The organism is Noviherbaspirillum album, assembly GCF_035916955.1.
In the GTDB taxonomy this organism is placed as follows: domain Bacteria; phylum Pseudomonadota; class Gammaproteobacteria; order Burkholderiales; family Burkholderiaceae_D; genus Noviherbaspirillum; species Noviherbaspirillum album.
Genome location: NZ_JAWIIV010000004.1, coordinates 12,341 through 35,199 on the forward strand (window position 1 = coordinate 12,341; position 22,859 = coordinate 35,199).

Here is a 22,859-nt window from a genome sequence, read left to right on the forward strand (position 1 = left end):
GGAATGGTTTTGTTGCTTTTGAATGGAAAAACGGCCGCCGGCATTCTGCGCCGGCGGCCGTTCTCGCAAGGAATGGCTTGGGATTGGTATTAGCTTTGTATGAGTTTGCGGTGACGCTGGATGCTCATCAGGATGCCCATGCCGAGGCCGAGAGTGACGAATGCCGTGCCGCCGTAACTCATGAACGGCAGCGGTACGCCGACCACAGGCAGAATGCCGCTGACCATGCCCATGTTGACGAAGGCATAGGTAAAGAAAATCATCGTGATCGCGCCGGCCATCAGGCGGCTGAACACCGTCGGCGCATTGGCCGCGATGAACAGGCCGCGGGCGATGAGCATCAGGTACAGCACGAGCAGCACGCAATTGCCGATCAAGCCGAATTCCTCGGAAAACACGGCGAACAGGAAGTCGCTGGTACGCTCCGGAATGAATTCGAGATGGGCCTGCGTGCCGCTTTGCCAGCCTTTTCCGGTAACGCCGCCGGAACCGATGGCGATCATCGACTGGATGATGTGGAAACCCTTGCCCAGCGGATCGGTGGTGGGATCGATGAGAGTCATCACGCGCTGGCGCTGGTAATCGTGCATCATGGACCACACCACCGGCAGGCTCGCCAGGCCCGCAACCCCAAGGCCGAAAATTATCTTCCAGGACAGGCCCGCGAGGAAGATGACGTAGAAGCCGGCGGCCATCACCAGTGTCGCGGTACCCAGGTCGGGCTGCTTCAGGATCAATACCCCCGGAATGGCAAGCAATACCGCCGCGAGCGCGAATTCCTGCCAGCGCAGCACGCCTTCGCGCTTCTGGAAGAACCAGGCCAGCATCAGCGGCACCGCGATCTTCATGATTTCGGATGGCTGGATGACCACGCCGACATTGACCCAGCGGCGCGCGCCCTTCTTGACGATGCCGAACATCGCCACCGCGATCAGCAGGGCAACTCCTATCGTATAGAGCGGCACTGCAAAGCGCATCAGCAGCTGCGGCGGCACGCAGGCGGCGATCCACATCACGACGAAGGCAATGATGGTATTGCGCATGTGATCTTCGAAACGTCCCGGCGCGTCCAGGCCCGCGGAGAACATGGCGGTGCAACTGACCGAAAGAATCAGGAACAAGGTGAGTGTCAGCGGCACATCGAAGACCAGGATGTAGCGCTTGATGATGGGCCAGAGCGCCGGTCGTTCATTACTGAATTGCATGGTCGCCATTAGTGCGCTTGCTCCTTGGCTGTCGCCGAAACGGGGATGACCGCGGCCGACGCGCTCTGGCGAACCGACTGGTCGGGCCTGGCCTGCGGCCGGGCGGGCTGCTGTGGTGATGGTGACGTTGACGGCGCGTGCGCCGCGGCGCCGTTGCCGACCGGCGCGTTCTTGTCCGGCGCCGGTTCGGGGCGCTTGCCGAGCAGGTGATAGTCGAGCGCGATGCGCGAGATCGGCGCCGCCGCCTGTGCGCCGAAGCCGGCATTCTCGACAATCACGGCCAGGGCGATGGTCGGATTCTCGGCGGGCGCGAAAGTCATGTACCAGGAGTGGTCGCGATGATGCTCCGCCATTTTTCTCGCATCGTACTTTTCATTTTTCTTGATGCCGATGGCCTGCGCCGTTCCGGTCTTGCCGGCCGAGACATACTGCGCCCCGGCAAACACGCGCGAGGAGGTTCCTTCGCGCGTGACGCCCACCAGCGCCTTCTTGACGAAGTCGATGTTTTCCTGCCTGAGCTTGATCCGCGCGCTTTCGCCGTTGACCACCGGCACCTGTTCCTTGGTCACGCTGTTTTCGATGCTCTTGACCAGGTGGGGCTTCATCACGATGCCGTTGTTGGCGAGGGTTGCCGTCGCATGCGCGAGCTGCAAGGGCGTGAATGCGTTGTAGCCCTGCCCGATGCCGATGGAGATGGTTTCGCCGGCATACCATTTCTGCTGTTCGGGACGCTTGTAGGCGGCCCGCTTCCACGCGGTGGACGGCAGCGTGCCGCTGCGCTCGTTGTCGAGGTCGATGCCGGTCAGGCGGCCGAAGCCGAAGGGCTTCATGAAGTCGTGGATGGTGTCCACCCCGAGATCGTTGGCGAGGGTGTAATAGTAGGTATTGCATGACTGGACGATCGACTTGTACATGTCGACCGTGCCGTGTCCATCCACCTTGTCGTCGCGGAACTTGTGATTGCCGAACCAGAAATACCCGGGATCGGAGATCGCGTTGGCCGGAGTGCGCTTGCCGGTCTCCAGCGCCGCCAGCGCCATGAAGGGCTTGTAGGTCGAGCCCGGCGGATAGGTGCCGATCAGCGGACGGTTCAGCAGCGGACGGTCCATGGACGTGTTCAGCTCGTCCCAGCTCAACTGGTCGATGCCGTCGACGAACAGGTTGGGATCGTAGGTTGGCTTGGATACATAGGCCAGCACGTCGCCGGTCGAGGGCTCGATCGCCACCAGCGCGCCTCGGCGGTCGCCGAAAGCTTCCTCGACGATCTTCTGCAGCTCGATGTCGATCGACAGTATCAGGTTGCTGCCCGGGGTGGCCGGAGTGCGGGACAGCGTGCGCACGGCGCGGCCGCCGGCCGAGACTTCGACCTCTTCGTAGCCGGTGACGCCATGCAGCATTTTTTCGTACTTCTTTTCGACGCCTTCCTTGCCGATATGGTCGGTGCCCATGTAATTGGCGGCATCTTCGGAGTCGGCAATTCTGTCCGCGTCGCGCCGGTTGATGCGGCCGATATAGCCGATGACGTGCGATGCGGTTTCGCCGAGCGGGTACTGGCGGAACAGGCGCGCCTGGATCTCGACACCGGGAAAACGGTAGCGCTGCGCGGTGAAGCGGGCGACTTCCTCGTCGCTCAGGCGGGTGCGGATCGGCACGCTTTCGAAGTTCTTTGCTTCTTCCTGCAGCCTGCGGAAGCGGCGGCGGTCCTTGGGCTGGATGTCGACCAGCGTGGAGAGGTTGGTAATCACGGTGTCGAGCGGTTCGACCAGCTTGGACGGCGTGATTTCAAGCGTATACGCGGAAAAGTTGCGTGCCAGGACCACGCCGTTGCGGTCGAGGATCAGGCCGCGGTTGGGCACCACCGGCACCACCGAGATGCGGTTATCTTCAGCCTGCGCCTGATAGTGGTTATGGCGCACCACCTGCAGCCAGACGAAGCGCGACAGCAGCAGGCCAAAACAGATCAGCACGAATACGCCAGCGACGGACAGCCGCAGGCGAAACAGGTGGACTTCACGCTCAGTGTTTTTGAATTCGGTCATGTTCCATTTCGTGCAAACGCCATCTTGCCGTCCGCACCATCACACTTGCCTCTTTCGCATGCACTGCCGGCGGCAATGGTGCGGCGAGGACTGCGCCCGCGAGAGCGCTGTTGCATTCAACATTCAACATTCGGGACGAGCAGCCGGAGCTGATCGCATGTCATCGCATGTCATATCGGACGGGTATCGTCGCGGTCGATCGCCCTGCGCTGCGGCGCAAGGAGGATGGCCGATACGACGGGCCACAATGCGGCGGCAACCAGGCTCTCAAGGAAATACATCCATCCCGGAAACTTTCCACTGACCAGCATGCGGATCACAAGTTGCACCGCCTGCATAAATAAAAGCAGGGGCAGCACATGCGCGGCCTGCGTTCCCATCTTGAACCACAGCACACGGCGATGGATCATGATTGAAAAATAAGACAGCAAGGTATAGGACAGGGCATTCTCGCCGAGCAGCGTGGCGTCGTGCACGTCCATCAGCAAGCCCATCATGAAGGCAATGCCGATGCCGACCTTGCGCGGCTGATGGATGCTCCAGAACACCAGGACCAGCGCGACGAAATCCGGCACGCCCACCCAGTGCCCCCAGGGCAGCAGGTTCAGCAGGAAGGCCAATGAAATGCTGGCGGCAATGAACAGCGGGTTGGCCGGCAGCAGGATGTAATGCGGACTGTTCATGGCGTTGCCTTCTGCGCCGGAGCGTCGGTATTGGTCTGCGGGTTCGGCACCGGTGCCGGGGCTGTCCTGCTAGCGGGAGCGGGGGTCGCCGCTGCAGGTGCCGCTCTCGATGCCGATGCCGTGGACGCATTCGGGCTCGTCGCGACGTTTGCTGGGGCGGCTGGCCGGTTCGCCGGCGTTGCGACAGGTGCCGATTGAGCCGGAGCGGGCCTGTTCGTGTTGCCGGGAGCGGCAGCTTGCGCATTGCCGGACGCCGGCTTGGCAGGCGCCGTTGTCGTCGTCGCATTTTGCGGCACGGTGGCGACAGGAGCAGCAGGAACGGCCGTTGCATTCTGGCCGGCGGGCTTGACGGCGTCTTTCGCAGCATCGGCGGGAGCTTGCTCCTTGCCGGCTTCGCCATTGCGCTTGCCGGCCTTGCCTTTTTCCTTGGGATTGTCCGGCTCGGGACGCGGCGGCAGATGCTGTTCCGTCAGCAGGATCAGCAGATGGCGGTTGCGGTCGACGCCTGCGATCGGCTGGCACACGATGCGGGCGAATGCATCGGAGGACTTGCTCTCGACCTGCGCCACCTTTGCCACCGCGAGTCCGGCCGGATAGATGCCGTCGATGCCGGAGGTGACCAGTACATCGCCGTTCTTGATATCGGCGGTAGCCGGCATGAAGCGCAGGTCCAGCGAGCCGGAATGGCCCTGGCCGTAGACGATGCTGCGTAAGCCGGTACGTACCACCTGCACCGGGATGGCTTGCTCCTTGTCGGTCAACAGCGTGACTTCCGACGTGAACGGGAACACCCGGGTCACCTGCCCGACCACGCCGATATCATCGATCACCGGCTGCCCGGGCTGCACGCCGTTGCGGCTGCCTCGGTCGACGATGACCTTGCGGGTGAAGGCGTCCCGCGCATCGTAGAGGATCTCGCTCAGCACCGACTTGACCGGCAGGCGCTCGCTCGCATCCAGCAGCTTGCGCAGCTGTGTATTCTCGGCAAGCAATTGCTGCACCTGCTGCAGCGTCTGGGCATTGCTCACCTGCTCCTGCTTGAGCTTGTCGTTTTCGCGCTGCACCGACGACAGTGTCGAGAAATAATCGCCGACCATGTAGATCGCATCGCGCGGCAGCAGCGCCACGACCTGCAAGGGGTACAGGCCGGTGCCGACCAGCTGGCGGATGGTGCCCATGGTGCGCAGGCGCGCGTCGGCAATCAGCAGGACCAGGGCAATCAGGGAGAAGAACACCACTTTGACGCGCGCGGAGGCGCCTTGCTTGAAGAGTGGCGGTGGACTGTATTCCATCAGGGGCTAACTATGTTCCGGGGAAATGACAAGAAGCGTCTGTCCGCCGACGTATCCTGCCCGGCAGTGCATGCGGGCAGGACACGCAGGTAAAGCATTACTCGTAGGAGAAGATCGAACCAAGCTTGTCCATCCGCTCGAGCGCCATGCCCGAACCGCGCACGACGCAGGTCAGCGGATCTTCGGCGACGATCACCGGCAGGCCGGTTTCTTCCATCAGCAGGCGATCGAGATCGCGCAGCAGCGCGCCGCCGCCGGTCAGCATCATGCCCTTCTCGGCGATGTCGGCGCCGAGTTCAGGCGGCGTCTGCTCAAGCGCGTTCTTGACGGCGGAGACGATGTTGTTGAGCGGATCGGTCAGCGCCTCGAGGATTTCGTTGCTGGAGATGGTGAAGGAGCGCGGAATGCCTTCCGACAGGTTGCGGCCCTTGACTTCCATTTCCTTGATCTCGGAACCCGGGAAGGCGGAGCCGATTTCTTTCTTGATCAGTTCGGCGGTCTGTTCGCCGATCAGCATGCCGTAGTTGCGGCGGATGTAGTTGACGATGGCTTCGTCGAACTTGTCGCCGCCGACGCGCACCGAACCCTTGTACACCATGCCGCCCAGGGAAATGATGCCCACTTCGGTGGTGCCGCCGCCGATGTCGACCACCATCGAACCGGTCGCATCCGATACCGGCAGGCCGGCGCCGATCGCGGCCGCCATCGGCTCCTCGATCAGGTAGACCTGGGATGCGCCCGCGCCCAGCGCGGATTCGCGGATCGCGCGGCGCTCGACCTGGGTGGAGCCGCAGGGAACGCAGATGATGATGCGCGGGGAAGGCTTGAACAGTTTGGAATCATGGACCATGCGGATGAACTGCTTGAGCATCTGCTCGGTCACGGTGAAGTCGGCGATCACGCCGTCCTTCATCGGACGGATGGCTTCGATATTGCCCGGCACCTTGCCCAGCATCTGCTTGGCTTCCTTGCCGACCGCCTGGATGGTCTTCTTGCCATTGGGGCCGCCCTGCTGGCGGATCGCCACGACCGAAGGCTCGTCCAGCACGATGCCCATGTTGCGTACGTAGATCAGTGTATTGGCAGTGCCCAGATCGATCGCCAGGTCGTTAGAAAAATAACTGCGTAAAAATCCAAACATGTATTGTCCTGAAGCGCAATGATGGCGCGATGGTCATTGTGGTAAAAGCCCCTTCCGGCATAAGGGCGAAGCCTGCCCGCCGCCGAGGTATTAACCCGTCATTCTACCTTATAATTTAACCGAAATTAGTTGGGGGAAACTTCAAAAAGCACGCCTGATACACGCATTTGCCACGGCTTTTGACAAGTTTTTGCCACAACAAAAACACTATTTGTTTTCCTGAAAATACTGCCCGACAACGGCTTGCACAAAGGCTTGTTCAACGGCTTGTTCACCTATCAATCATGTCACTCGATCTCAACGATGTTAAGCGCCTGGCCCGCCTCGCGCAGCTCGACCTGGAAGAATCCCAGGCCGGAAAAACCCTGGACAAGCTCAACGGCATTTTCTCGCTCGTCGAGCAGATGCGCGCTGTCGATACCAGCGGCGTCGAACCCTTGAACCATCCGATCGCGGCCCATCAAAACGATGTGGCCCTGCGCCTGCGCGAAGATGCCGTTTCGGAACCGAACCGCCGCGACGATTATCAGCAAGTTGCTCCGGCAACACAGGACGGCCTCTACCTCGTGCCGAAAGTCATCGAATAACCTTGCCGGATCACCGCCGGTTCCCAGCGAACCGGCCAGCCCAACTTATGCATACCAAAACTCTAAAAGAACTCTCAGCGCTGCTGCAGGCAAAGCAGGTTTCGGCGACCGAGCTGGCGAAGCTGTTCCTCGACCGCATCGGCCAGAGCGATCTCAATGCCTTCATCCACGTCGACGAGCAGCTGACATTGCAGCAGGCCGCCGAGGCCGATGCGCGCATTGCCAAAAACGACACTACACCCCTGACCGGCATCCCGATCGCGCACAAGGACATTTTCGTCACGCGCGGCTGGCGCTCCACCGCGGGCTCCAAGATGCTCTCAAATTACGTCAGCCCCTTCGATGCAACTGTGGTCGAACAGTTCCGTACGGCAGGTATGGTTACGCTTGGAAAACTGAACTGTGATGAATTCGCCATGGGTTCGTCGAATGAAAGCAGCTACTTCGGCGCGGTGAAGAACCCGTGGGACAAGACCGCCATCCCGGGCGGCTCCTCCGGCGGCTCGGCGGCCGCGATCGCGGCGCGCCTGGCGCCGGCGGCCACCGCAACGGACACCGGCGGCTCGATCCGCCAGCCGGCATCGCTGTGCGGCGTCACCGGCATCAAGCCGACCTACGGCCGCGTCTCGCGCTTCGGCATGATCGCTTTCGCATCATCCCTCGACCAGGGCGGCCCGATGGCGCAGACCGCGGAAGACTGCGGCCTGCTGCTCAATGCGATGGCCGGCTTCGACCCGCGCGACTCGACCAGCCTGGAGCGTCCGCAGGAAGACTTCACCCGTGATCTGAACGGCAAGCTGCAGGGCCTGCGCATCGGCATTCCGCGCGAGTACTTCGGCAAGGGCCTGGCACCCGACGTCGAACAGGCGGTGCGCGCCGCGCTTGCCGAATATGAAAAGCTGGGTGCGACGCTGGTCGACATCTCGCTGCCCAAGACCGAGCTGTCGATCCCGGTGTATTACGTGATCGCGCCGGCGGAAGCCTCGTCCAACCTGAGCCGCTTCGACGGCGTGCGCTACGGCCACCGTGCCGCCGAATACAAGGACCTGGGCGACATGTACCGCAAGTCGCGCGCGGAAGGTTTCGGCGACGAGGTCAAGCGCCGTATCCTGGTCGGCGCCTATGTGCTGTCGCATGGTTATTACGATGCCTACTACCTGCAGGCGCAGAAGATCCGCCGCCTGATCGCGCAGGATTTCCAGAACGCCTTCAGCCAGTGCGACGTGATCATGGGGCCGGTGTCGCCGACGGTGGCCTGGGATCTCGGCGACAAGGCCGACGATCCGGTGGCCAATTATCTGGCCGACATCTTCACGCTGTCGACCAGCCTTGCCGGCCTGCCCGGCATGTCGATCCCCTGCGGCTTCGGTCAGGGCGACAAGAACGGCAAGCGCCCGGTCGGCCTGCAGATCATTGGCAACTACTTCCAGGAGGCGAAGCTGCTCAATGTCGCCCATCAGTATCAGCAGGCGACCGACTGGCATCGCCGCGCACCGGCGGGCGTATGATGATCGCGCCGCGTGCCATCGCACTGGCATTGCTGCTGGCGGGCATGTTTGCCGGCATGTCAGCAGCATCGGCGCAGCGGCTCGACACGCGCTTTTCCTGCAGCGACACGCGCAGCGAGATGGGTGAAAAGACCATCTATGCCGACAGCGGCGAGTTCAGGCTCGATGGCGATGCGATCGAAACCTTTCGCTGGGAATCGTCGCTGTTTCGCAGCACCCACGGTTTCGATTGCAGCATCGACATGGAAGACGGCCTGCACGCCGAGGTGCGCGATGAAACGCCGCGCGTGACCTGGCGCGTCAGCCTGAAGGATGCGGCGGACGCGCGCTTCCAGCGCGGCTACGATTTCGGCCGCAGGCTCAATTGCACGATACGGCTGGAACGCGAAGGCGATTCGCTCAACATCAGGCCGACCTGCCCGGCATTGTGCGGATCGCGGCCCAATTTCACCGAGCTGTCGGTCAACCTGAAGACCGGCACCTGCCGGTATGACGAATAAACACGGATGACGTGGCTGTCCTGCCCTGCGCTGCCCTTGAAGCAATGGCAAGCAAATGCGGCAGGCGCCATTCATCAGTACACAAGAGGACAACACCATGCAATGGGAAGTCGTAATCGGTCTCGAGACCCACGCGCAGCTCTCGACTCAATCCAAGATCTTCAGCGGTTCGCCGACGCGTTTCGGCGCCGAGCCCAACACCCAGGCCTCGCCGGTGGACCTGGCCTTGCCCGGCGTGCTGCCGGTGATGAACCGGGGCGCGGTGGAACGCGCGATCCAGTTCGGCCTGGCGATCGGCGCCAAGGTGGCGCCGCAGTCGATCTTCGCCCGCAAAAACTACTTCTACCCCGACCTGCCCAAGGGTTACCAGATCAGCCAGTATGAAATCCCGGTGGTCCAGGGCGGCACGATTTCCTTCGTGCTGGAAAAGGATGGCAAGGCTGAGATGAAAACCGTGCAGCTGACGCGTGCCCACCTGGAAGAGGATGCTGGCAAGTCGCTGCACGAAGACTACCAGGGCATGTCCGGCATCGACCTCAACCGCGCCGGCACGCCGCTGCTCGAGATCGTGACCGAGCCCGACATGCGCAGCGCCGCCGAAGCGGTGGCCTATGCGAAGGCCTTGCATTCGCTGGTGATGTGGCTCGGCATCTGCGACGGCAACATGCAGGAGGGCTCGTTCCGGTGCGACGCCAACGTCTCGGTTCGCCCCGCCGGGCAGAAGGAATACGGCACCCGCTGCGAGATCAAGAACCTGAACTCCTTCCGCTTCCTCGAGGAAGCCATCAACTTCGAAGTGCGCCGCCAGATCGAGCTGATCGAGGACGGCGGCAAGGTGGTGCAGGAAACCCGCCTGTACGACCCTGACCGCAAGGAAACCCGCTCCATGCGCAGCAAGGAAGATGCGCAGGACTACCGCTACTTCCCCGACCCCGACCTGCCGCCGCTGGTAATCGCGCAGGACTGGATCGAGCGCGTGAAAGCGACCATGCCGGAACTGCCGGGAGCGATGCGCGAGCGCTTCGTCAATGACTATGGCTTGCCGGAATACGATGCGGCGGTGCTGACGCAGTCGAAGGCGATGGCCTCCTACTTCGAAGCGGTGGTGAACAAGGCCGGCAAGGAGCAGGCCAAGCCGGCGGCCAACTGGATGATGGGCGACGTGTCGTCGACGCTCAACCGCGAGGGCGTGGATATCGCCGATTCGCCGGTCAATGCCGAGCAGTTGGCGTTGCTGCTGCAGCGCATCGCCGATGGCACGATCTCGAACAAGATCGCCAAGGAAGTGTTTGCCGGGATGTGGGAAGCGAAGTCGGACAAGGCGACCCTGGCCGACGAGATCATCGAGTCCAAGGGGCTGAAGCAGATTTCCGACAGCGGTGCGCTGGAGAAGATTGTCGATGAGGTGCTGGCGGCGAATGCCAAGTCGGTGGAGGAATTCCGCTCCGGCAAGGAGAAGGCGTTCAATGCGATCATCGGGCAGGCGATGAAGGCGACCAAGGGGAAGGCGAATCCGGCGCAGTTGACGGAGTTGTTGAAGAAGAAGTTGGCGGGGTGATTAGGGTAGGTGACTGCCTGATCTCTTTGGCTTTCTCTTCGGTGCCCCGATGAGGTAGTCACGCTGTGGATGCTTGCCGGGACTGGCCCCGGCGGGCCACTCACTTTTCTTGCTTCGCCAAGAAAAGTAAGCAAAAGAAGGCGACCCCGGTACGCAGCCCCTACGGGGTTCCCGAAGCAAGCGCGGCATCGGCGGGAAGCGCAAAAACTCGCCTTCGGCTCAGACATTTGCGCTTCTTATCCGCCGACACCGCGCTTGCTTCGGCTGCGCACAAGGGGTGAAAAGCTTTTACCCCATCCCCACCCTGACCCTCCCCTTGAAGGGGAGGGAACTGTAGTGCGCTGAACGAGCGGAGACTATAAATTCAAACGCCGTAATCATCGTACCGTTCAAACAATAGATGCAGCATGCACAACCTACTATTCCCTCCCCTTCAAGGGGAGGGTTAGGGTGGGGATGGGTTGAGGTTTTCAACCCCTTGTGCGCAGCCGAAAAAGAAGCGGGTTGCGCGGACAAGAAGCGAAGCTTGTCTGAGCCGAAGGCGAGTTTGCTTCGCTTCCCGCGCAACCCGCTTCTTTTTCGGGCACCCCGAAGGGGCTGCGTACCGGGGCCGCACCTCGGCGGCCCCCTTTCTTTGCTTACTTTCTTTGGCGGAGCAAAGAAAGTAAGTGGCCCGCCGGGGCCAGTCCCGGCAAGTATCCACAGCGTGATTACCTCACCGGGGCACCGAAGAGAAAATCAAGCAATCCCATACCGCTCACGATAAGCCGCTACAGCTTCCTTGTACCGAGCCAACTCCCCGCCCTCTCCAGCCGCAGAAATATACTCCAGCAAGTCATTCAGATTGCCAATGGAAACCACCGGCATCCCGTAAGCCTTCGTCACCTCCTGCACCGCCGAGCTTTCCGACAGCGCCCCATCCTTGCCCGAACGCTCCATCCTGTCCAGCGCGATCAGCACCGCGCACGGCGTGGCCCCGGCCGCGCGGATCATGTCCACCGATTCCCGCACCGAGGTGCCTGCAGAAATCACGTCGTCGATGATCACTACCCTGCCCTGCAGCTTGGCGCCGACGATGGTGCCGCCCTCGCCGTGGTCCTTGGCTTCCTTGCGGTTGTAGGCGAAAGGCACGTTGCGGCCCTTGTTCGCCAATGCGACCGAGGTAGCCGCCGCCAAGGTAATCCCCTTGTACGCAGGCCCGAACAGCATGTCGAACTCGACGCCGGAATCGATCAGCGTCTGCGCATAGAAATCGGCCAGCCTGCCAAGCGTGGCGCCCTCATTGAACAATCCGGCATTGAAGAAGTAAGGCGAGTTGCGGCCGGCCTTGGTGACGAAATCGCCGAAACGCAGGACGCCGGTCGAGACGGAAAAGGCAATGAATTCCTGGCGCAGTGTGCTCAAGATGAACCCCGAAAAAATGAATGAATGACAAGCCCGGCGAAAGCAGCGCAAAGACATGCTCAACCGGCAAAACCGACATTCTAAGGCCTTATCATTCCCCGTCCGGATAAGTTATTCTAGCGGCCTCATCGTCACCCAAAGAACCATGCTCAAGATTATTTCCGCCAATCTCAACGGTATCCGCTCCGCCAGCAAGAAAGGCTTTTTCGACTGGATGGACAAGCAGTCGGCCGACTTCGTCTGCGTGCAGGAACTGAAGGCGCAGGCCGCCGACATGACGCCCGATTTCCTGCGTCCGCACAACTTCCACGGCCATTTCCACTACGCGGAGAAAAAGGGCTATTCCGGCGTCGGCGTGTACTCGCGCTATGAACCGGATGCGGTGACCATCGGCTTCGGCTGCGACGAATTCGATGCCGAGGGCCGCTACGTGCAATGCGATTTCGGCAAGCTCAGCGTGATCTCGGTGTACTGCCCCTCGGGTTCGTCGAGCGAGGAACGCCAGCAGGCCAAGTTCCGCTTCATGGACGTGTTCATGCCGCACCTGCAGAAGCTGCGCGCGTGCGGCCAGGAGGTGGTGATCTGCGGCGACTGGAATATCGCGCACAAGGAAATCGACCTCAAGAACTGGAAATCGAACCAGAAGAACAGCGGCTTCCTGCCGGAGGAACGCGCCTGGATGAGCCGCGTGCTGGGCGAGACCGGCTGGGTCGACGTGTACCGGGCGCTGCATCCGGAAACCACCGGCGAAGCCTATACCTGGTGGAGCAACCGCGGCCAGGCCTGGGCCAACAACGTCGGCTGGCGCATCGACTACCATGTGTCGACGCCGGACATCGCGGCCAAGGCCAGCGCGGCCAGCATCTACAAGGAAGAGCGGTTTTCCGACCATGCTCCGCTGACCGTCGAGTACAACGGCGCGTCGGCCTTCCTGACGGCCAAATAAGCGACGGGCTTTCGTGCCGGCTCAGTGGATTCTCAGCGGATTGGCGCAATGCCCTTCACATTGGTCTGGTAAGGCGGCAGCGCGGTCGGCTGCACGCCCTTGGCCTTCGCATACAGTGGCATGACCGTGGGCAGGTGGCGCTCCATTTCGGCGATGCGGCTCTTGCCCGCCGGATGGGTGGAAAACCATTGCGGCGTATTGCTCTGGCTGACCATGCCCATCTTGCGCCAGAGCGCCACGCCGGCGCGCGGATCGTAGCCGGCGCGGGCGACGATATCGAGGCCGACCAGATCGGCTTCGGTTTCGTCATCGCGCGAGAACTTCAGCATGGTGAGATTGGCCAGGCCGCCCGTGGCGGCGCCGGCGAGATTGGGATCGATGCCGAGGACGGCCGACAACCCGAGGCCGGCGATCCTGGCGCCGGCACTGGCAAGGCCTGACTTGGCGGCACGCTCGCGCCCGTGCTCGCGCAAGGCATGCGCGATTTCATGGCCCATCACGATGGCGACCTCATCATCGGTGAGCTTGAGGTTGTTGATGATGCCGCTGAAAAAGGCAATCTTCCCGCCCGGCATGCAGAAGGCATTGATTTCCTTCGAGCCGATCAGGTTGACTTCCCATTTCCACTGGGCGGCGCGTTCATTCCACCTGACCGCATGCGGAATCAGGTCCTTGGCGATCTTGCGCAGCCGCTGCACCTCGGGATGATCATCCGGTGCCAGCGCGCCCTGCTGTCTGGCCTGCTGCATCATGCCATTGTATTGCTGAGCCGCCGCCGCCTCCAGTTCTTCCTCCGAGACAAGATTTCGCAGGGACGACATTTTGTCGACCTTGACGCCATCCGGACTGACCTCATCCTTGGCAAAGACTGGCGGCGCCAGCGAAATCAGCGTGGCGAAAGCGAAACTCAGGGGTGCGGACAGATTCATGGTCGAGGCTCCTCGGATAACTTCAGCACTGACTTGATCCATGGCAGCAGGGCATAGGCCGGAAAGGCGAGGACGAAGGTCAGCGCGAAGTAGGCCGCGTATCCCATTTCCTGCGCGCCGATGCCGCCTGCCCATCCTGCGATGGAACGGGAAAAGGCAAAGATGGAGGATAGGATCGCATATTCCGTGGTCGCGCGCGATTTGTCGACGATGGCCATCAGGAAGGCGAGGAAGGCCGCGGTGCCGAGGCCGCCGGTGAAGGACTCGATTGCGCTGGCGCTGTACATCAGCACCTGGTGCGCCATCGCGATATCCGCTCCCTGCGCGGCGCGCGGAATGAAATAGGCGGCGGCGACATAGCCGATGTTCGACAGGGCCTGCCACAGGCCGAGCACCCACAGCGCCTTGAAGATGCCGGCGCGGTCGGTGTACCAGCCGCCGATGATGCCGCCGGCGATCGACAGGCCGAGGCCGAGGTTGACCGAGACCAGGCCGATCTGGGTATTGGTGAAGCCGCTGTCGACCCAGAACGGCTTGATCATGAAGCCGATCGAGGAATCGGCCAGCTTGAAGATCAGGATGAAGCCGATCAGCAGCAGCGCATGCGGCTTGTTAAGCAGGGAAACGATGGCGCCGAACATCGGCCCCTTGGCCGAGGCCGCCGACAGCTGTTCGGACTGGCCGCGTATGCCCTTGGTAAAGAGGTAAGCCGACAGCAGGATCAGGCCGACCGGCGCGCCGCCCTTGAACCACCACGCGCTCTTGTACGGCTTGAGCCATTCGGCATCGAGCACGCCCAGCACCGGCCACAGCAGGCCGCCGATGAACAGCAGCAGCGCGACGACCAGCATCGGCTGCTGGCCCAGCGCCGACATTTCGCTCTTCAGGCTGGCGGGCGCATCGCGCACCGGGCGCGGCGGCTCCTTCGGCGCGAAGATGCTGATCGCGGCGATGATGAAGAACAGGACCGAGGCCAGGCCATAGGTCGAGGTCCAGCCAGCGACGTCGGAGAACCACAGCAGGATGCCGGCGGCCAGCATGCCGACCCGGTAGAAGCCGATGCGGAAGCCGTTGGCGAGGCCCAGCTCGCGCTTGTCGAGCTGTTCGATGGTGTAGCCGTCGATGGCGATGTCATTGGTGGCCGACAGCGCGGTGAAAGCGCCGATGGCGAACCAGACCCAGGGGCCGAATCCCGCCTCGCGCGCGCAGATGATCATCACGATGCCCATGCCGACGTCGGCGGCGGCCATCCAGTAGCGGTGGCGGCGGGTGAAGTCGATCAGCGGCGCCCACAGGAACTTGAGCGTCCATGACAGGCCGAGCAGACTGAGCAGGCCGATCTTCGACAGCTCGATGCCCTGTTGCCGGAAGTACACCGGAAACAGGTCGAAGAACAAGCCAAGCGGAAAGCCTTCTGAAAAATACATCAGGCTGATCCAGAACAGCTTGGAACGGAGAAGCTTGGGGGGCGCTGCGGTGGTGGCAGCCTGACTTGCGGGGACGCTCATGCGGGAGATTTCTTACGTAATCGAAACACGGCAAGACTACCACGCCAGTTCGGAAGAAACGTCACGGGCTTGCCTTCGTGCAACGCTATGCACTCGAGCACTTCGAGCCCCACATCATTGGCAAGTTCCTGAAAATCGTAAATAGTTGCGCACCGGACATTCGGCGTGTCATACCACTCATACGGCAGCGATTTCGACACCGGCATCCGTCCGCCCATCAGCGACATCCGGTGTGGCCAGTATGCAAAGTTGGGGAAAGAGACAATGGCTTCGCGGCCGACGCGGGCGATGTCGCGCAGCACGCCTTCCACGTTCTTCATCATCTGCAGCGCCGACAGGCACAGCACGGTGTCGAACGCATTGTCGGTGAACATCGCCAGTCCGCCTTCCAGGTCCTGCTGGATGACGGCGACGCCGCGCTCGACGCACAGCGGTATCTTGGCATCGTCGATCTCGACGCCGTAGCCGATGCAGTGCTTGTCGGTTTGCAGGTATTGCAGCATCACGCCGTCGCCGCAGCCGAGGTCGAGCACATGCGAGGCCGGGTTGACCCAGTGTGCGATAAAGGCAAGATCGGCGCGCAGCACGCTCAGTTCATGGAAATTCATGCGGACCTCCCTTCGGTTTCCTGCCACACCCTGTCGTAATAGGCGCGCACGGTATTCATGTAACGCGGATCTTCCAGCAGGAAGGCGTCATGGCCGTGCGGCGCGGCGATTTCCGCATACGAGACCTTGCGCTTGTTCTTGACCAGCGCCTGCACGATCTCGCGGCTGCGCTCCGGCGAAAAGCGCCAGTCGGTGGTGAAGGACACCACCAGGAACTGCGCCTGGGTGGGCTCGATCGCCTTGGACAGGTCGTCGCCGTACTCCCGGGCCGGATCGAAGTAGTCGAGCGCCTTGGTGATCAGCAGGTAGGTGTTGGCGTCGAAGTATTCGGAAAACTTGTCGCCCTGGTAGCGCAGATAGGATTCGATCTCGAAGTCGATGCCGTAGCCGAACTGGTAGCCGCCGTTGCGCAGCTCGCGGCCGAATTTCTCGGCCATGCTGTCGTCGGACAGATAGGTGATGTGGCCGACCATGCGCGCCACACGCAGGCCGCGCTTGGGCACCACGCCGTGCGCGTAGAAGTCGCCGCCGTGGAAATCGGGATCGGTCAGGATGGCCTGGCGCGCGACATCGTTGAACGCGATGTTCTGCGCCGACAGCTTGGGTGTCGAGGCGATCACGATGCAATGGCGCAGCCGCTCGGGAAAGATCATGCTCCAGGAAAAGGCTTGCATGCCGCCGAGCGAGCCGCCCATCACCGCGGCGAATTGCCGGATGCCGAGCGCATCGGCCAGGCGCGCCTGGGCGCGCACCCAGTCTTCGACGGTGACCACCGGGAAGTCCGCGCCGTAGGGCTTGCCGGTGGCGGGATTGGTATGCATGGGGCCGGTCGATCCGAAGCAGGAGCCTAGGTTGTTGACGCCGATGACGAAGAAGCGGTCGGTGTCGAGCGGCTTGCCTGGGCCGACCATGTTGTCCCACCAGCCGACGCTCTTGCTGCCGTCGGCGTTTTCGTAAATACCGGCGACATGATGGGAGGCATTGAGCGCATGGCAGACCAGCACCGCGTTCGAGCGGTCGGCATTGAGCTTGCCGTAAGTCTCGTAGACCAGCGTATAGCCGGACAGCGAGGCGCCGCCGGACAGCGGCAGCGGCTCGGCGAAATGCATCGATTGCGGCGTAACGATTCCAACTGATGACATAGGGTTCCAGATGAAGGCCGCGGCGCCATGTCCGCGGCAAGTGAATTCCTGTGCCCCGGTTTACTGCCGCGCAAAAACAAAAAGCCCGAGAAGCGGACAGCTTTTCGGGCTAATTGGGGCGCATGGTGGGGCACGCTTTAGCCGTATTTATTACGCGCCCGCAAGCTGATTATCAAATCGGCGCCTTGCATAAGAATAACTAAGTCGGCCTGATGCGTCAAACCGTGAAATCAAGCGAGGTGCAGGAGGTGGGACAGCCGAGGGAGAGGTGCCCGGCCGGGAATCATCGTCGACGATACTCGATATAAGCCAAAGTTTGGGCATCGAAAGCTAATTGCAAGCCAATGTCGTTTACAGTAGAAAAAGGTGCACAAACCCGGGCACTCGGACAACTACCACCGGGGCTACCAATCCCAACAAGGAGATCAGACATGAAATCAGCAAAGCATTCCCTCAGCCGCTGGCTGCTCACTTCCGTGACCGCGATCGGCTTCATCGCCAGCGCACCCGCCCTGGCGCTGGACAGCATCAAGATGCTGGTGCCGGCCAATCCGGGCGGCGGCTGGGACCAGACCGGCCGCGCCTTGCAGGCGGCGATCCAGCAGGGTGGTGAAGTCAAGAAAGTCCAGATCGACAACAAGGGCGGCGCGGCCGGCACCATCGGCCTGGCGCAGTTCGTCAATTCCGCCAAGGGCGACGGCAGCGCGCTGCTGGTCGGCGGCAGCGTGATGGTGGGCGGCATCGCCCTTAACAAGTCCCCGGTCAATCTCTCCCAGGTGACGCCGATTGCGCGCCTGACCGGCGAATACGACGTGCTCGTGGTTCCCGCAAGTTCGCCGATCAAGTCGGTCAAGGACCTGGTGGCCCAGTTCAAGGCCAACCCGGGCAGCGTGTCCTGGGGCGGCGGTTCCGCAGGCGGCACCGACCACATCATCGTGGCGATGATCGCGCAGGCGACCGGCGTCGACGTCAGCAAGATCAACTACATTCCGTTCGCCGGCGGCGGCGAGGCGCAGGCGGCCATCATGGGCGGCCACGTGACGGTCGGCCTGTCCGGCTACAACGAATTCGCCGGCCAGATCGAAGCCAAGAAGCTGCGCCCGATCGCGGTCACTTCCGCCAAGCGCCTGCCCGGCATCGACGTGCCGACCCTCAAGGAACAGGGCGTCGATGTTGAATTGGCGAACTGGCGCGCGGTGTTCGCAGCACCCGGCATCAATGACCAGCAGAAGAAAGATCTGATGGCGGTCGTCGACAAGGCCGTGCGCAGCAAGACCTGGCAGGATGCGCTGGCCAAGAACGGCTGGAGCGATGCCTACCTGCCCGGCGACGCCTTCAAGACCTATCTCGACAGCGAGATCGCCAATACCGAAAAGATCATCAACGGCCTCGGGCTGGCGAAGAAGTAAGTAGACGACGGCGGGCCGGCGCCCTGCAGGGGCTGCCGGCTTGCTGTCGACGAGTTTCGTCGATTTCAGCCATCAATGAATTGCCCCTCTTTCTAGAGCTGAGTTCCTCCTGCGGTTCGACAAGACCTTGAATTCCCGCCCCTTCGAGGGCGACCGGCGAGGTCGGGGGTTAGGATGGGGATGGGTTTAAACGCCCGCCGCCATACCCCATCCCCCTTCAACCTCTCTTCCCTGCGCAGGGCGCCCGTGAAAGAGGAGGAGTACCAAGGGCTTGCCAGCTTTTAAGCCGTCATCAGCTTCCGTAAAAGCGATTCATTGCATGCGCGACAGCATCACACCCGTGCTCAGATCAGAGCGCGCGTCGATAGCGCTTGCCGCTGCGGCAACCTTGGTCTAAACCTTAGTTACCCTCACTTCTAGGTGACAACATGACATCTCGTTCTCCTATCGTTTTCGGAGAGCTGCTGGTCTCGCTCGGTCTGATCGGCCTGGGGATCTTCACTCTGGTCGGAACGCAGGACATTTCCGCCGGGGGCGGATATTCCCAGGTCGGGCCGCGCGCCTTTCCCAACATGATCGGCGCCGGGCTGCTGATTCTCGGCGGCATCCTGACCTGGCAAGCCGTCTCCGGCGGCTGGCGCAACGTGCCGGAGGACGAAGCGCATCACACGCCCGACTGGATGGCCTTCGGCATCCTGAGCGCCGCGGTGCTGCTGCACATGGCTGCCATTGCCTGGGCCGGCTTCATCCTGGCCTCGACCTTCCTGTTCATCCTGATAGCGCGCGGCTTCGGCAGCCGCAGGCTGGTGCGCGACATCGTGGTCGGCGTGATCCTGTCGGCCGGCGCCTATTTCATCTTTACCCGCGGCCTCGGCCTCAACCTGCCGGCCGGTCTGCTCGGCTTCCTGGGAGGCGCATAAGCATGGATATCCTGAACTCCCTGCTGTCGGGCTTCGCGGTGGCAATGACCATGCAAAACCTGCTGCTCGGCTTCATCGGCGTCACGCTCGGCACCCTGGTCGGCGTGCTGCCCGGTGTCGGCCCGGCGCTGACCGTGGCGCTGCTGCTGCCGGCCACCGGCAGCTTCGACCCGACCGGCGCGCTGATCATGTTCGCCGGCATCTATTACGGCGCGATGTACGGCGGCTCGACCACCTCCATCCTGCTCAACACCCCGGGCGAATCGGCCACCATCGTCACCGCGCTAGAAGGCAACATGATGGCCAAGCGCGGGCGCGCCGGCCCGGCGCTGTCGACTTCGGCGATCGGTTCCTTCGTCGCCGGCACCATCTCGGTGGTGCTGCTGACCGCGGTCGCGCCGCTGGTGGTCAATGTGGCGCTGAAGTTCGGTCCGGCCGAATACTTCTCGGTGATGGTGCTGGCCTTCATCACCGTCTCCACCCTGCTCGGCTCGTCGATGGCGCGCGGCCTTGCCAGCCTGTTCTTCGGCCTGTGGATCGGCTTGATCGGCATCGACGGCCAGACCGGCCAGCCACGCTTCACCATGGGCATTTCGGAGCTGCTCGACGGCATCGACGTCGTGGTGGCTGCGGTCGGCCTGTTCGCGGTCGGGGAGACGCTTTACCTGGCGACTTACCTGAACAAGACGGCAGACAAGCTGGAACAGGTCAAGGGCTCGATCTGGATGTCGAAGGCGGACTGGGGACGTTCCTGGAAGCCCTGGATCCGCGGCAGCTTCCTCGGCTTCCCGATCGGCGCCATGCCGGCCGGCGGCGCCGAGATCCCGACCTTCCTGTCGTATGCGATCGAGAAGAAGCTGAGCAAGCATCCGGAGGAATTCGGCAAGGGCGCGATCGAAGGCGTGGCCGGTCCGGAAGCGGCCAACAACGCGGCCAGCACCGGTACGCTGGCGATGCTCCTGACCATCGGCCTGCCGACCTCGGCCACCGCGGCCATCGTTCTCGCTGCCTTCCAGCAGTACGGCCTGCAACCGGGCCCGCTGCTGTTCGAGACCCAGCCGCTGCTGGTCTGGGGCCTGATCGCCTCGATGTACATCGGCAACGTGCTGCTTCTGGTGCTGAACCTGCCGCTGGTCGGTCTGTGGATCAAGCTGCTGTCGATCCCGCGTCCGCTGCTGTACGGCGGCATCCTGATCTTCGCCACGCTGGGTGCCTACGGCCTGCGCAATTCCTGGTTCGACCTGCTGCTGCTCTACATCATCGGACTGGTCGGCTTCATCATGCGCCGCTACGACATTCCGGTGGCGCCGACCATCGTCGGCATGATCCTCGGCCCGATCGCGGAGCAGCAGCTGCGCCGCGCGCTGGCGATCAGCCAAGGCGATCCGTCCATCTTCTTCACCCAGCCGATTTCGGCCAGCGTGCTGGGGCTGACCGCGGTGCTGCTGGTCGCGCCGGCGGTGTGGAAGCGGGTGCATGCGAAGAAACAGGCCGATGCATCGGCCAGGGAAGCATCGGCGTCGACATGATGCTCTAATCCTGTAATCGCGGATAGCATGGCGAACGCAAAGAGGGCCTGACGGCCCTCTTTTCATTTGAAACAGCATCAACAGTAGTGCAGGCCTCCGTGCCTGCACGTTCTTCGGACGACCGGAGCGGGTGCGGGCGCGGAGGCCTGCACTACTCTGTTCACACGGGGTTTCTTCGGCCAGCGCGACGGAAGTCAAATGCCGCGCAGCTGCTCCACCGCCGCCGCGATCGCCGCCGGCTCCATTGCCTTCAGAATCTTTCTCATGTGCGGCGCGATCTCGTTCAAGTCGCTGTTGAGGATTTCCTGCTTCACCGCCAGCAGCTGCGTGGGATGCATGGAGAACTCGCGCAAGCCCATGCCGAGCAGCAGGCGCGTGAGCTTGATGTCGCCGGCCATTTCGCCGCAGACCGATACCGGCACGCCGGCTTTCGATGCAGTGGCGATGGTGCTGGCCAGCAGGTAGATCACCGCCGGGTGCAGCGGGTTGTAGAGATGCGCGACTTCATGGTCGGCGCGGTCGATGGCCAGCGTGTACTGGATCAGGTCGTTGGTGCCGATCGACAGGAAATCCATGCGCTTGACGAACAGCGGCAGCGTCAGCGCCGCCGCCGGGATCTCGATCATCGCGCCCACCTGGATCAGCGGATCGAACTTCTTGCCGGCGTCGCGCAGCTGCGCCTTGGCCTGCTCGACCATCGCCAGCGACTGGTCGATCTCGAAGGCATGCGCCAGCATTGGGATGAGCAGCTTGATCGGACCGTAGGCCGACGCGCGCAGGATCGCGCGCAGCTGGGCCAAAAACATTTGCGGCTCGGCCAGGCAGAAGCGGATGGCGCGCAGGCCGAGCGCGGGATTGAGCGCGGTGTGCTCGACCGTGTCGAGCGGCTTGTCGGCACCGATGTCGAGCGTGCGGATGGTCACCGGCCGCCCCTTCATTGCCGTCACCGCCTTGCGGTAGGACTCGAACTGCTCATCCTCGGACGGCAGCTTGTGGGCAGGGCCGGTGCGGCCCATGAACAGGAATTCGGAACGGAACAGGCCCACGCCCATGGCGCCGGCTTCCAGCGCCGGCGGACAGTCCTCGGGCAGCTCGATGTTGGCCAGCAGGGTGATGGCCGTGCCGTCCTTGGTGACGGCCGGCGTCTTCCTCAGCTTGCTGAGCTTCTTGCGGTCGCGCAGCAGGCGCGCCTGGCGCTCGCGGTACTGATCCAGCACGCTGGGCGCCGGATCGACGATGACCACGCCGGCATCGCCGTCGATCACCACCCAGTCATCCTGCTGGATCAGGGCCGAGGCGTTGTACATGCCCACCGCCGCCGGAATGTCGAGGCTGCGGGCGACGATCGCGGTATGCGAATTCTGGCCGCCGAGATCGGTGACGAAGCCGCCGAAGGCGCGGTCCTTGAACTGCAGCATGTCGGCCGGCGAGATGTCGTGGGCGACGACGATCATGCGGCCGGCCGTTTCCTCGCTGTCGGATTGCGGCGGCAAGGCGGTGGCGGTGCCGGTCAATACCTTCAGCACGCGCTCGCCGACCTGCTGGATGTCGCTCTTGCGCTCGCGCAGGTAGGCATCCTCGATCTCGTCGAACTGCGCCGACAATTCATCGATCTGCGTCACCAGCGCCCATTCCGCGTTGTAATGACGGGAGCGGATGATATCGAGCGGCACCTCTGCGATCATCGGGTCCGACAGGATCAGCGCATGCACGTCGATGAAGGCGCCGAGTTCGGCCGGGGAATCCTTGGGCAGTTCGTTCCAGATCGTCTGCAGTTCGCGGTGCACGGTGGCGATGGCTTTCTGCAGGCGCTGCACTTCCGCTTCCACCTGCTCTTCGGAGACCAGGTAATGCTTGACGTCAAGCGCCGCAGGCGCAAGCAGGTGGGCGCGGCCGATCGCGATGCCGCGCGATACCGGAATGCCATGGAGCGTGAAGGAAGCCATCGATG

The 22,859-nt window shown here is 62.6% G+C and carries 19 protein-coding genes; 8 read left to right on the plus strand and 11 right to left on the minus strand.

Translation table 11 applies throughout. The features are described from left to right. Positions 1 to 89: 89 nt before the first annotated feature. From rodA to RY831_RS06380, 5 genes are all read right to left on the minus strand, one after another. On the minus strand, positions 90 to 1,214 hold the full coding sequence (gene rodA / locus RY831_RS06360; protein WP_326505485.1) for a rod shape-determining protein RodA: 1,125 nt from the start codon (positions 1,212 to 1,214) through the stop codon (positions 90 to 92). After that, a complete protein-coding gene (gene mrdA, locus RY831_RS06365) occupies positions 1,214 to 3,244 on the minus strand; it encodes a penicillin-binding protein 2 (RefSeq protein ID WP_326505486.1) in 2,031 nt (676 codons plus the stop codon). The genes rodA and mrdA overlap by 1 nt, the downstream gene beginning before the upstream one ends. Before the next feature lie 170 nt (positions 3,245 to 3,414). After that, positions 3,415 to 3,927 (minus strand): rod shape-determining protein MreD, encoded by a 513-nt coding sequence (gene mreD, locus RY831_RS06370; protein ID WP_326505487.1) that lies wholly within the window; start codon positions 3,925 to 3,927, stop codon positions 3,415 to 3,417. Next, a complete protein-coding gene (mreC, locus tag RY831_RS06375; protein ID WP_326505488.1) occupies positions 3,924 to 5,219 on the minus strand; it encodes a rod shape-determining protein MreC in 1,296 nt (431 codons plus the stop codon). The genes mreD and mreC overlap by 4 nt, the downstream gene beginning before the upstream one ends. 97 nt (positions 5,220 to 5,316) lie before the next feature. Next, complete coding sequence (locus RY831_RS06380) at positions 5,317 to 6,360, minus strand: rod shape-determining protein (protein WP_151631771.1); 1,044 nt, start codon at positions 6,358 to 6,360, stop codon at positions 5,317 to 5,319. A 284-nt stretch (positions 6,361 to 6,644) separates the two neighbouring features. On the opposite strand from RY831_RS06380, the gene gatC reads away from it, so the two are divergent. The 4 genes from gatC (at position 6,645) to gatB (ending at position 10,513) form a co-directional block, all read left to right on the plus strand. Beyond that, on the plus strand, positions 6,645 to 6,947 hold the full coding sequence (gatC, locus tag RY831_RS06385; RefSeq protein ID WP_326505489.1) for an Asp-tRNA(Asn)/Glu-tRNA(Gln) amidotransferase subunit GatC: 303 nt from the start codon (positions 6,645 to 6,647) through the stop codon (positions 6,945 to 6,947). 47 nt (positions 6,948 to 6,994) lie between these two features. Further along, positions 6,995 to 8,455: an Asp-tRNA(Asn)/Glu-tRNA(Gln) amidotransferase subunit GatA gene (gene gatA, locus RY831_RS06390; RefSeq protein ID WP_326505490.1), complete on the plus strand. Its 1,461-nt coding sequence runs from the start codon at positions 6,995 to 6,997 to the stop codon at positions 8,453 to 8,455. Continuing rightward, on the plus strand, positions 8,452 to 8,955 hold the full coding sequence (locus tag RY831_RS06395; protein ID WP_326505491.1) for a hypothetical protein: 504 nt from the start codon (positions 8,452 to 8,454) through the stop codon (positions 8,953 to 8,955). Before gatA ends, RY831_RS06395 begins: the two co-directional genes overlap by 4 nt. Positions 8,956 to 9,052: 97 nt before the next feature. Continuing rightward, a complete protein-coding gene (gene gatB, locus RY831_RS06400) occupies positions 9,053 to 10,513 on the plus strand; it encodes an Asp-tRNA(Asn)/Glu-tRNA(Gln) amidotransferase subunit GatB (RefSeq protein ID WP_326505492.1) in 1,461 nt (486 codons plus the stop codon). A 738-nt stretch (positions 10,514 to 11,251) separates the two neighbouring features. Here the strand turns inward: gatB and pyrE are convergent. Further along, positions 11,252 to 11,917, minus strand: coding sequence for an orotate phosphoribosyltransferase (gene pyrE / locus RY831_RS06405; protein ID WP_326505493.1), 666 nt, complete (start codon positions 11,915 to 11,917; stop codon positions 11,252 to 11,254). A 145-nt stretch (positions 11,918 to 12,062) separates the two neighbouring features. Here pyrE and RY831_RS06410 point away from each other — a divergent pair, with 145 nt between their 5' ends. Next, positions 12,063 to 12,863, plus strand: a complete 801-nt coding sequence (locus tag RY831_RS06410; protein ID WP_326505494.1) for an exodeoxyribonuclease III — start codon at positions 12,063 to 12,065, stop codon at positions 12,861 to 12,863. A 32-nt stretch (positions 12,864 to 12,895) separates the two neighbouring features. On the opposite strand, the gene RY831_RS06415 is transcribed toward RY831_RS06410, so the two are convergent. From RY831_RS06415 to metX, 4 genes are read right to left on the minus strand one after another with little or no spacing between them, the layout of a single operon-like run. After that, positions 12,896 to 13,792 (minus strand): M48 family metallopeptidase, encoded by an 897-nt coding sequence (locus RY831_RS06415; RefSeq protein ID WP_326505495.1) that lies wholly within the window; start codon positions 13,790 to 13,792, stop codon positions 12,896 to 12,898. After that, entirely contained in the window at positions 13,789 to 15,300 is a 1,512-nt protein-coding gene (locus RY831_RS06420; protein WP_326505496.1) for an MFS transporter, read from the minus strand. Before RY831_RS06420 ends, RY831_RS06415 begins: the two co-directional genes overlap by 4 nt. Then, positions 15,297 to 15,908 carry a methionine biosynthesis protein MetW gene (metW, locus tag RY831_RS06425; protein ID WP_326505497.1) on the minus strand — a complete coding sequence of 204 codons (612 nt, stop codon included), beginning with the start codon at positions 15,906 to 15,908 and terminating at the stop codon, positions 15,297 to 15,299. The genes RY831_RS06420 and metW overlap by 4 nt, the downstream gene beginning before the upstream one ends. Further along, positions 15,905 to 17,050 carry a homoserine O-succinyltransferase MetX gene (gene metX, locus RY831_RS06430; protein WP_326505498.1) on the minus strand — a complete coding sequence of 382 codons (1,146 nt, stop codon included), beginning with the start codon at positions 17,048 to 17,050 and terminating at the stop codon, positions 15,905 to 15,907. Before metX ends, metW begins: the two co-directional genes overlap by 4 nt. Positions 17,051 to 17,481: 431 nt before the next feature. On the opposite strand from metX, the gene RY831_RS06435 reads away from it, so the two are divergent. The 3 genes from RY831_RS06435 (at position 17,482) to RY831_RS06445 (ending at position 20,908) form a co-directional block, all read left to right on the plus strand. Continuing rightward, positions 17,482 to 18,459 (plus strand): Bug family tripartite tricarboxylate transporter substrate binding protein, encoded by a 978-nt coding sequence (locus RY831_RS06435; protein ID WP_326505499.1) that lies wholly within the window; start codon positions 17,482 to 17,484, stop codon positions 18,457 to 18,459. 428 nt (positions 18,460 to 18,887) lie between these two features. Next, on the plus strand, positions 18,888 to 19,379 hold the full coding sequence (locus RY831_RS06440) for a tripartite tricarboxylate transporter TctB family protein (protein WP_326505500.1): 492 nt from the start codon (positions 18,888 to 18,890) through the stop codon (positions 19,377 to 19,379). A 2-nt stretch (positions 19,380 to 19,381) separates the two neighbouring features. Continuing rightward, positions 19,382 to 20,908 (plus strand): tripartite tricarboxylate transporter permease, encoded by a 1,527-nt coding sequence (locus RY831_RS06445; protein ID WP_326505501.1) that lies wholly within the window; start codon positions 19,382 to 19,384, stop codon positions 20,906 to 20,908. A 194-nt stretch (positions 20,909 to 21,102) separates the two neighbouring features. Here RY831_RS06445 and ptsP read toward each other — a convergent pair whose 3' ends face one another. After that, positions 21,103 to 22,854 (minus strand): phosphoenolpyruvate--protein phosphotransferase, encoded by a 1,752-nt coding sequence (gene ptsP, locus RY831_RS06450; protein WP_326505502.1) that lies wholly within the window; start codon positions 22,852 to 22,854, stop codon positions 21,103 to 21,105. Positions 22,855 to 22,859 lie beyond the last annotated feature (5 nt).

Bases quoted from the DNA above. Each gene is read 5' to 3' on its own strand.
- RY831_RS06395 (WP_326505491.1), top strand. From the start codon at position 8,452: ATGATGATCGCGCCGCGTGCCATCGCACTGGCATTGCTGCTGGCGGGC.
- RY831_RS06440 (WP_326505500.1), top strand. From the start codon at position 18,888: ATGACATCTCGTTCTCCTATCGTTTTCGGAGAGCTGCTGGTCTCGCTC.
- mreC (WP_326505488.1), bottom strand. From the start codon at position 5,219: ATGGAATACAGTCCACCGCCACTCTTCAAGCAAGGCGCCTCCGCGCGC.
- rodA (WP_326505485.1), bottom strand. From the start codon at position 1,214: ATGGCGACCATGCAATTCAGTAATGAACGACCGGCGCTCTGGCCCATC.
- RY831_RS06415 (WP_326505495.1), bottom strand. From the start codon at position 13,792: ATGAATCTGTCCGCACCCCTGAGTTTCGCTTTCGCCACGCTGATTTCG.
- RY831_RS06410 (WP_326505494.1), top strand. From the start codon at position 12,063: ATGCTCAAGATTATTTCCGCCAATCTCAACGGTATCCGCTCCGCCAGC.
- mrdA (WP_326505486.1), bottom strand. From the start codon at position 3,244: ATGACCGAATTCAAAAACACTGAGCGTGAAGTCCACCTGTTTCGCCTG.
- RY831_RS06420 (WP_326505496.1), bottom strand. From the start codon at position 15,300: ATGAGCGTCCCCGCAAGTCAGGCTGCCACCACCGCAGCGCCCCCCAAG.
- gatA (WP_326505490.1), top strand. From the start codon at position 6,995: ATGCATACCAAAACTCTAAAAGAACTCTCAGCGCTGCTGCAGGCAAAG.
- metW (WP_326505497.1), bottom strand. From the start codon at position 15,908: ATGAATTTCCATGAACTGAGCGTGCTGCGCGCCGATCTTGCCTTTATC.
- RY831_RS06435 (WP_326505499.1), top strand. From the start codon at position 17,482: ATGAAATCAGCAAAGCATTCCCTCAGCCGCTGGCTGCTCACTTCCGTG.
- ptsP (WP_326505502.1), bottom strand. From the start codon at position 22,854: ATGGCTTCCTTCACGCTCCATGGCATTCCGGTATCGCGCGGCATCGCG.
- mreD (WP_326505487.1), bottom strand. From the start codon at position 3,927: ATGAACAGTCCGCATTACATCCTGCTGCCGGCCAACCCGCTGTTCATT.
- gatC (WP_326505489.1), top strand. From the start codon at position 6,645: ATGTCACTCGATCTCAACGATGTTAAGCGCCTGGCCCGCCTCGCGCAG.
- RY831_RS06445 (WP_326505501.1), top strand. From the start codon at position 19,382: ATGGATATCCTGAACTCCCTGCTGTCGGGCTTCGCGGTGGCAATGACC.
- metX (WP_326505498.1), bottom strand. From the start codon at position 17,050: ATGTCATCAGTTGGAATCGTTACGCCGCAATCGATGCATTTCGCCGAG.
- gatB (WP_326505492.1), top strand. From the start codon at position 9,053: ATGCAATGGGAAGTCGTAATCGGTCTCGAGACCCACGCGCAGCTCTCG.
- RY831_RS06380 (WP_151631771.1), bottom strand. From the start codon at position 6,360: ATGTTTGGATTTTTACGCAGTTATTTTTCTAACGACCTGGCGATCGAT.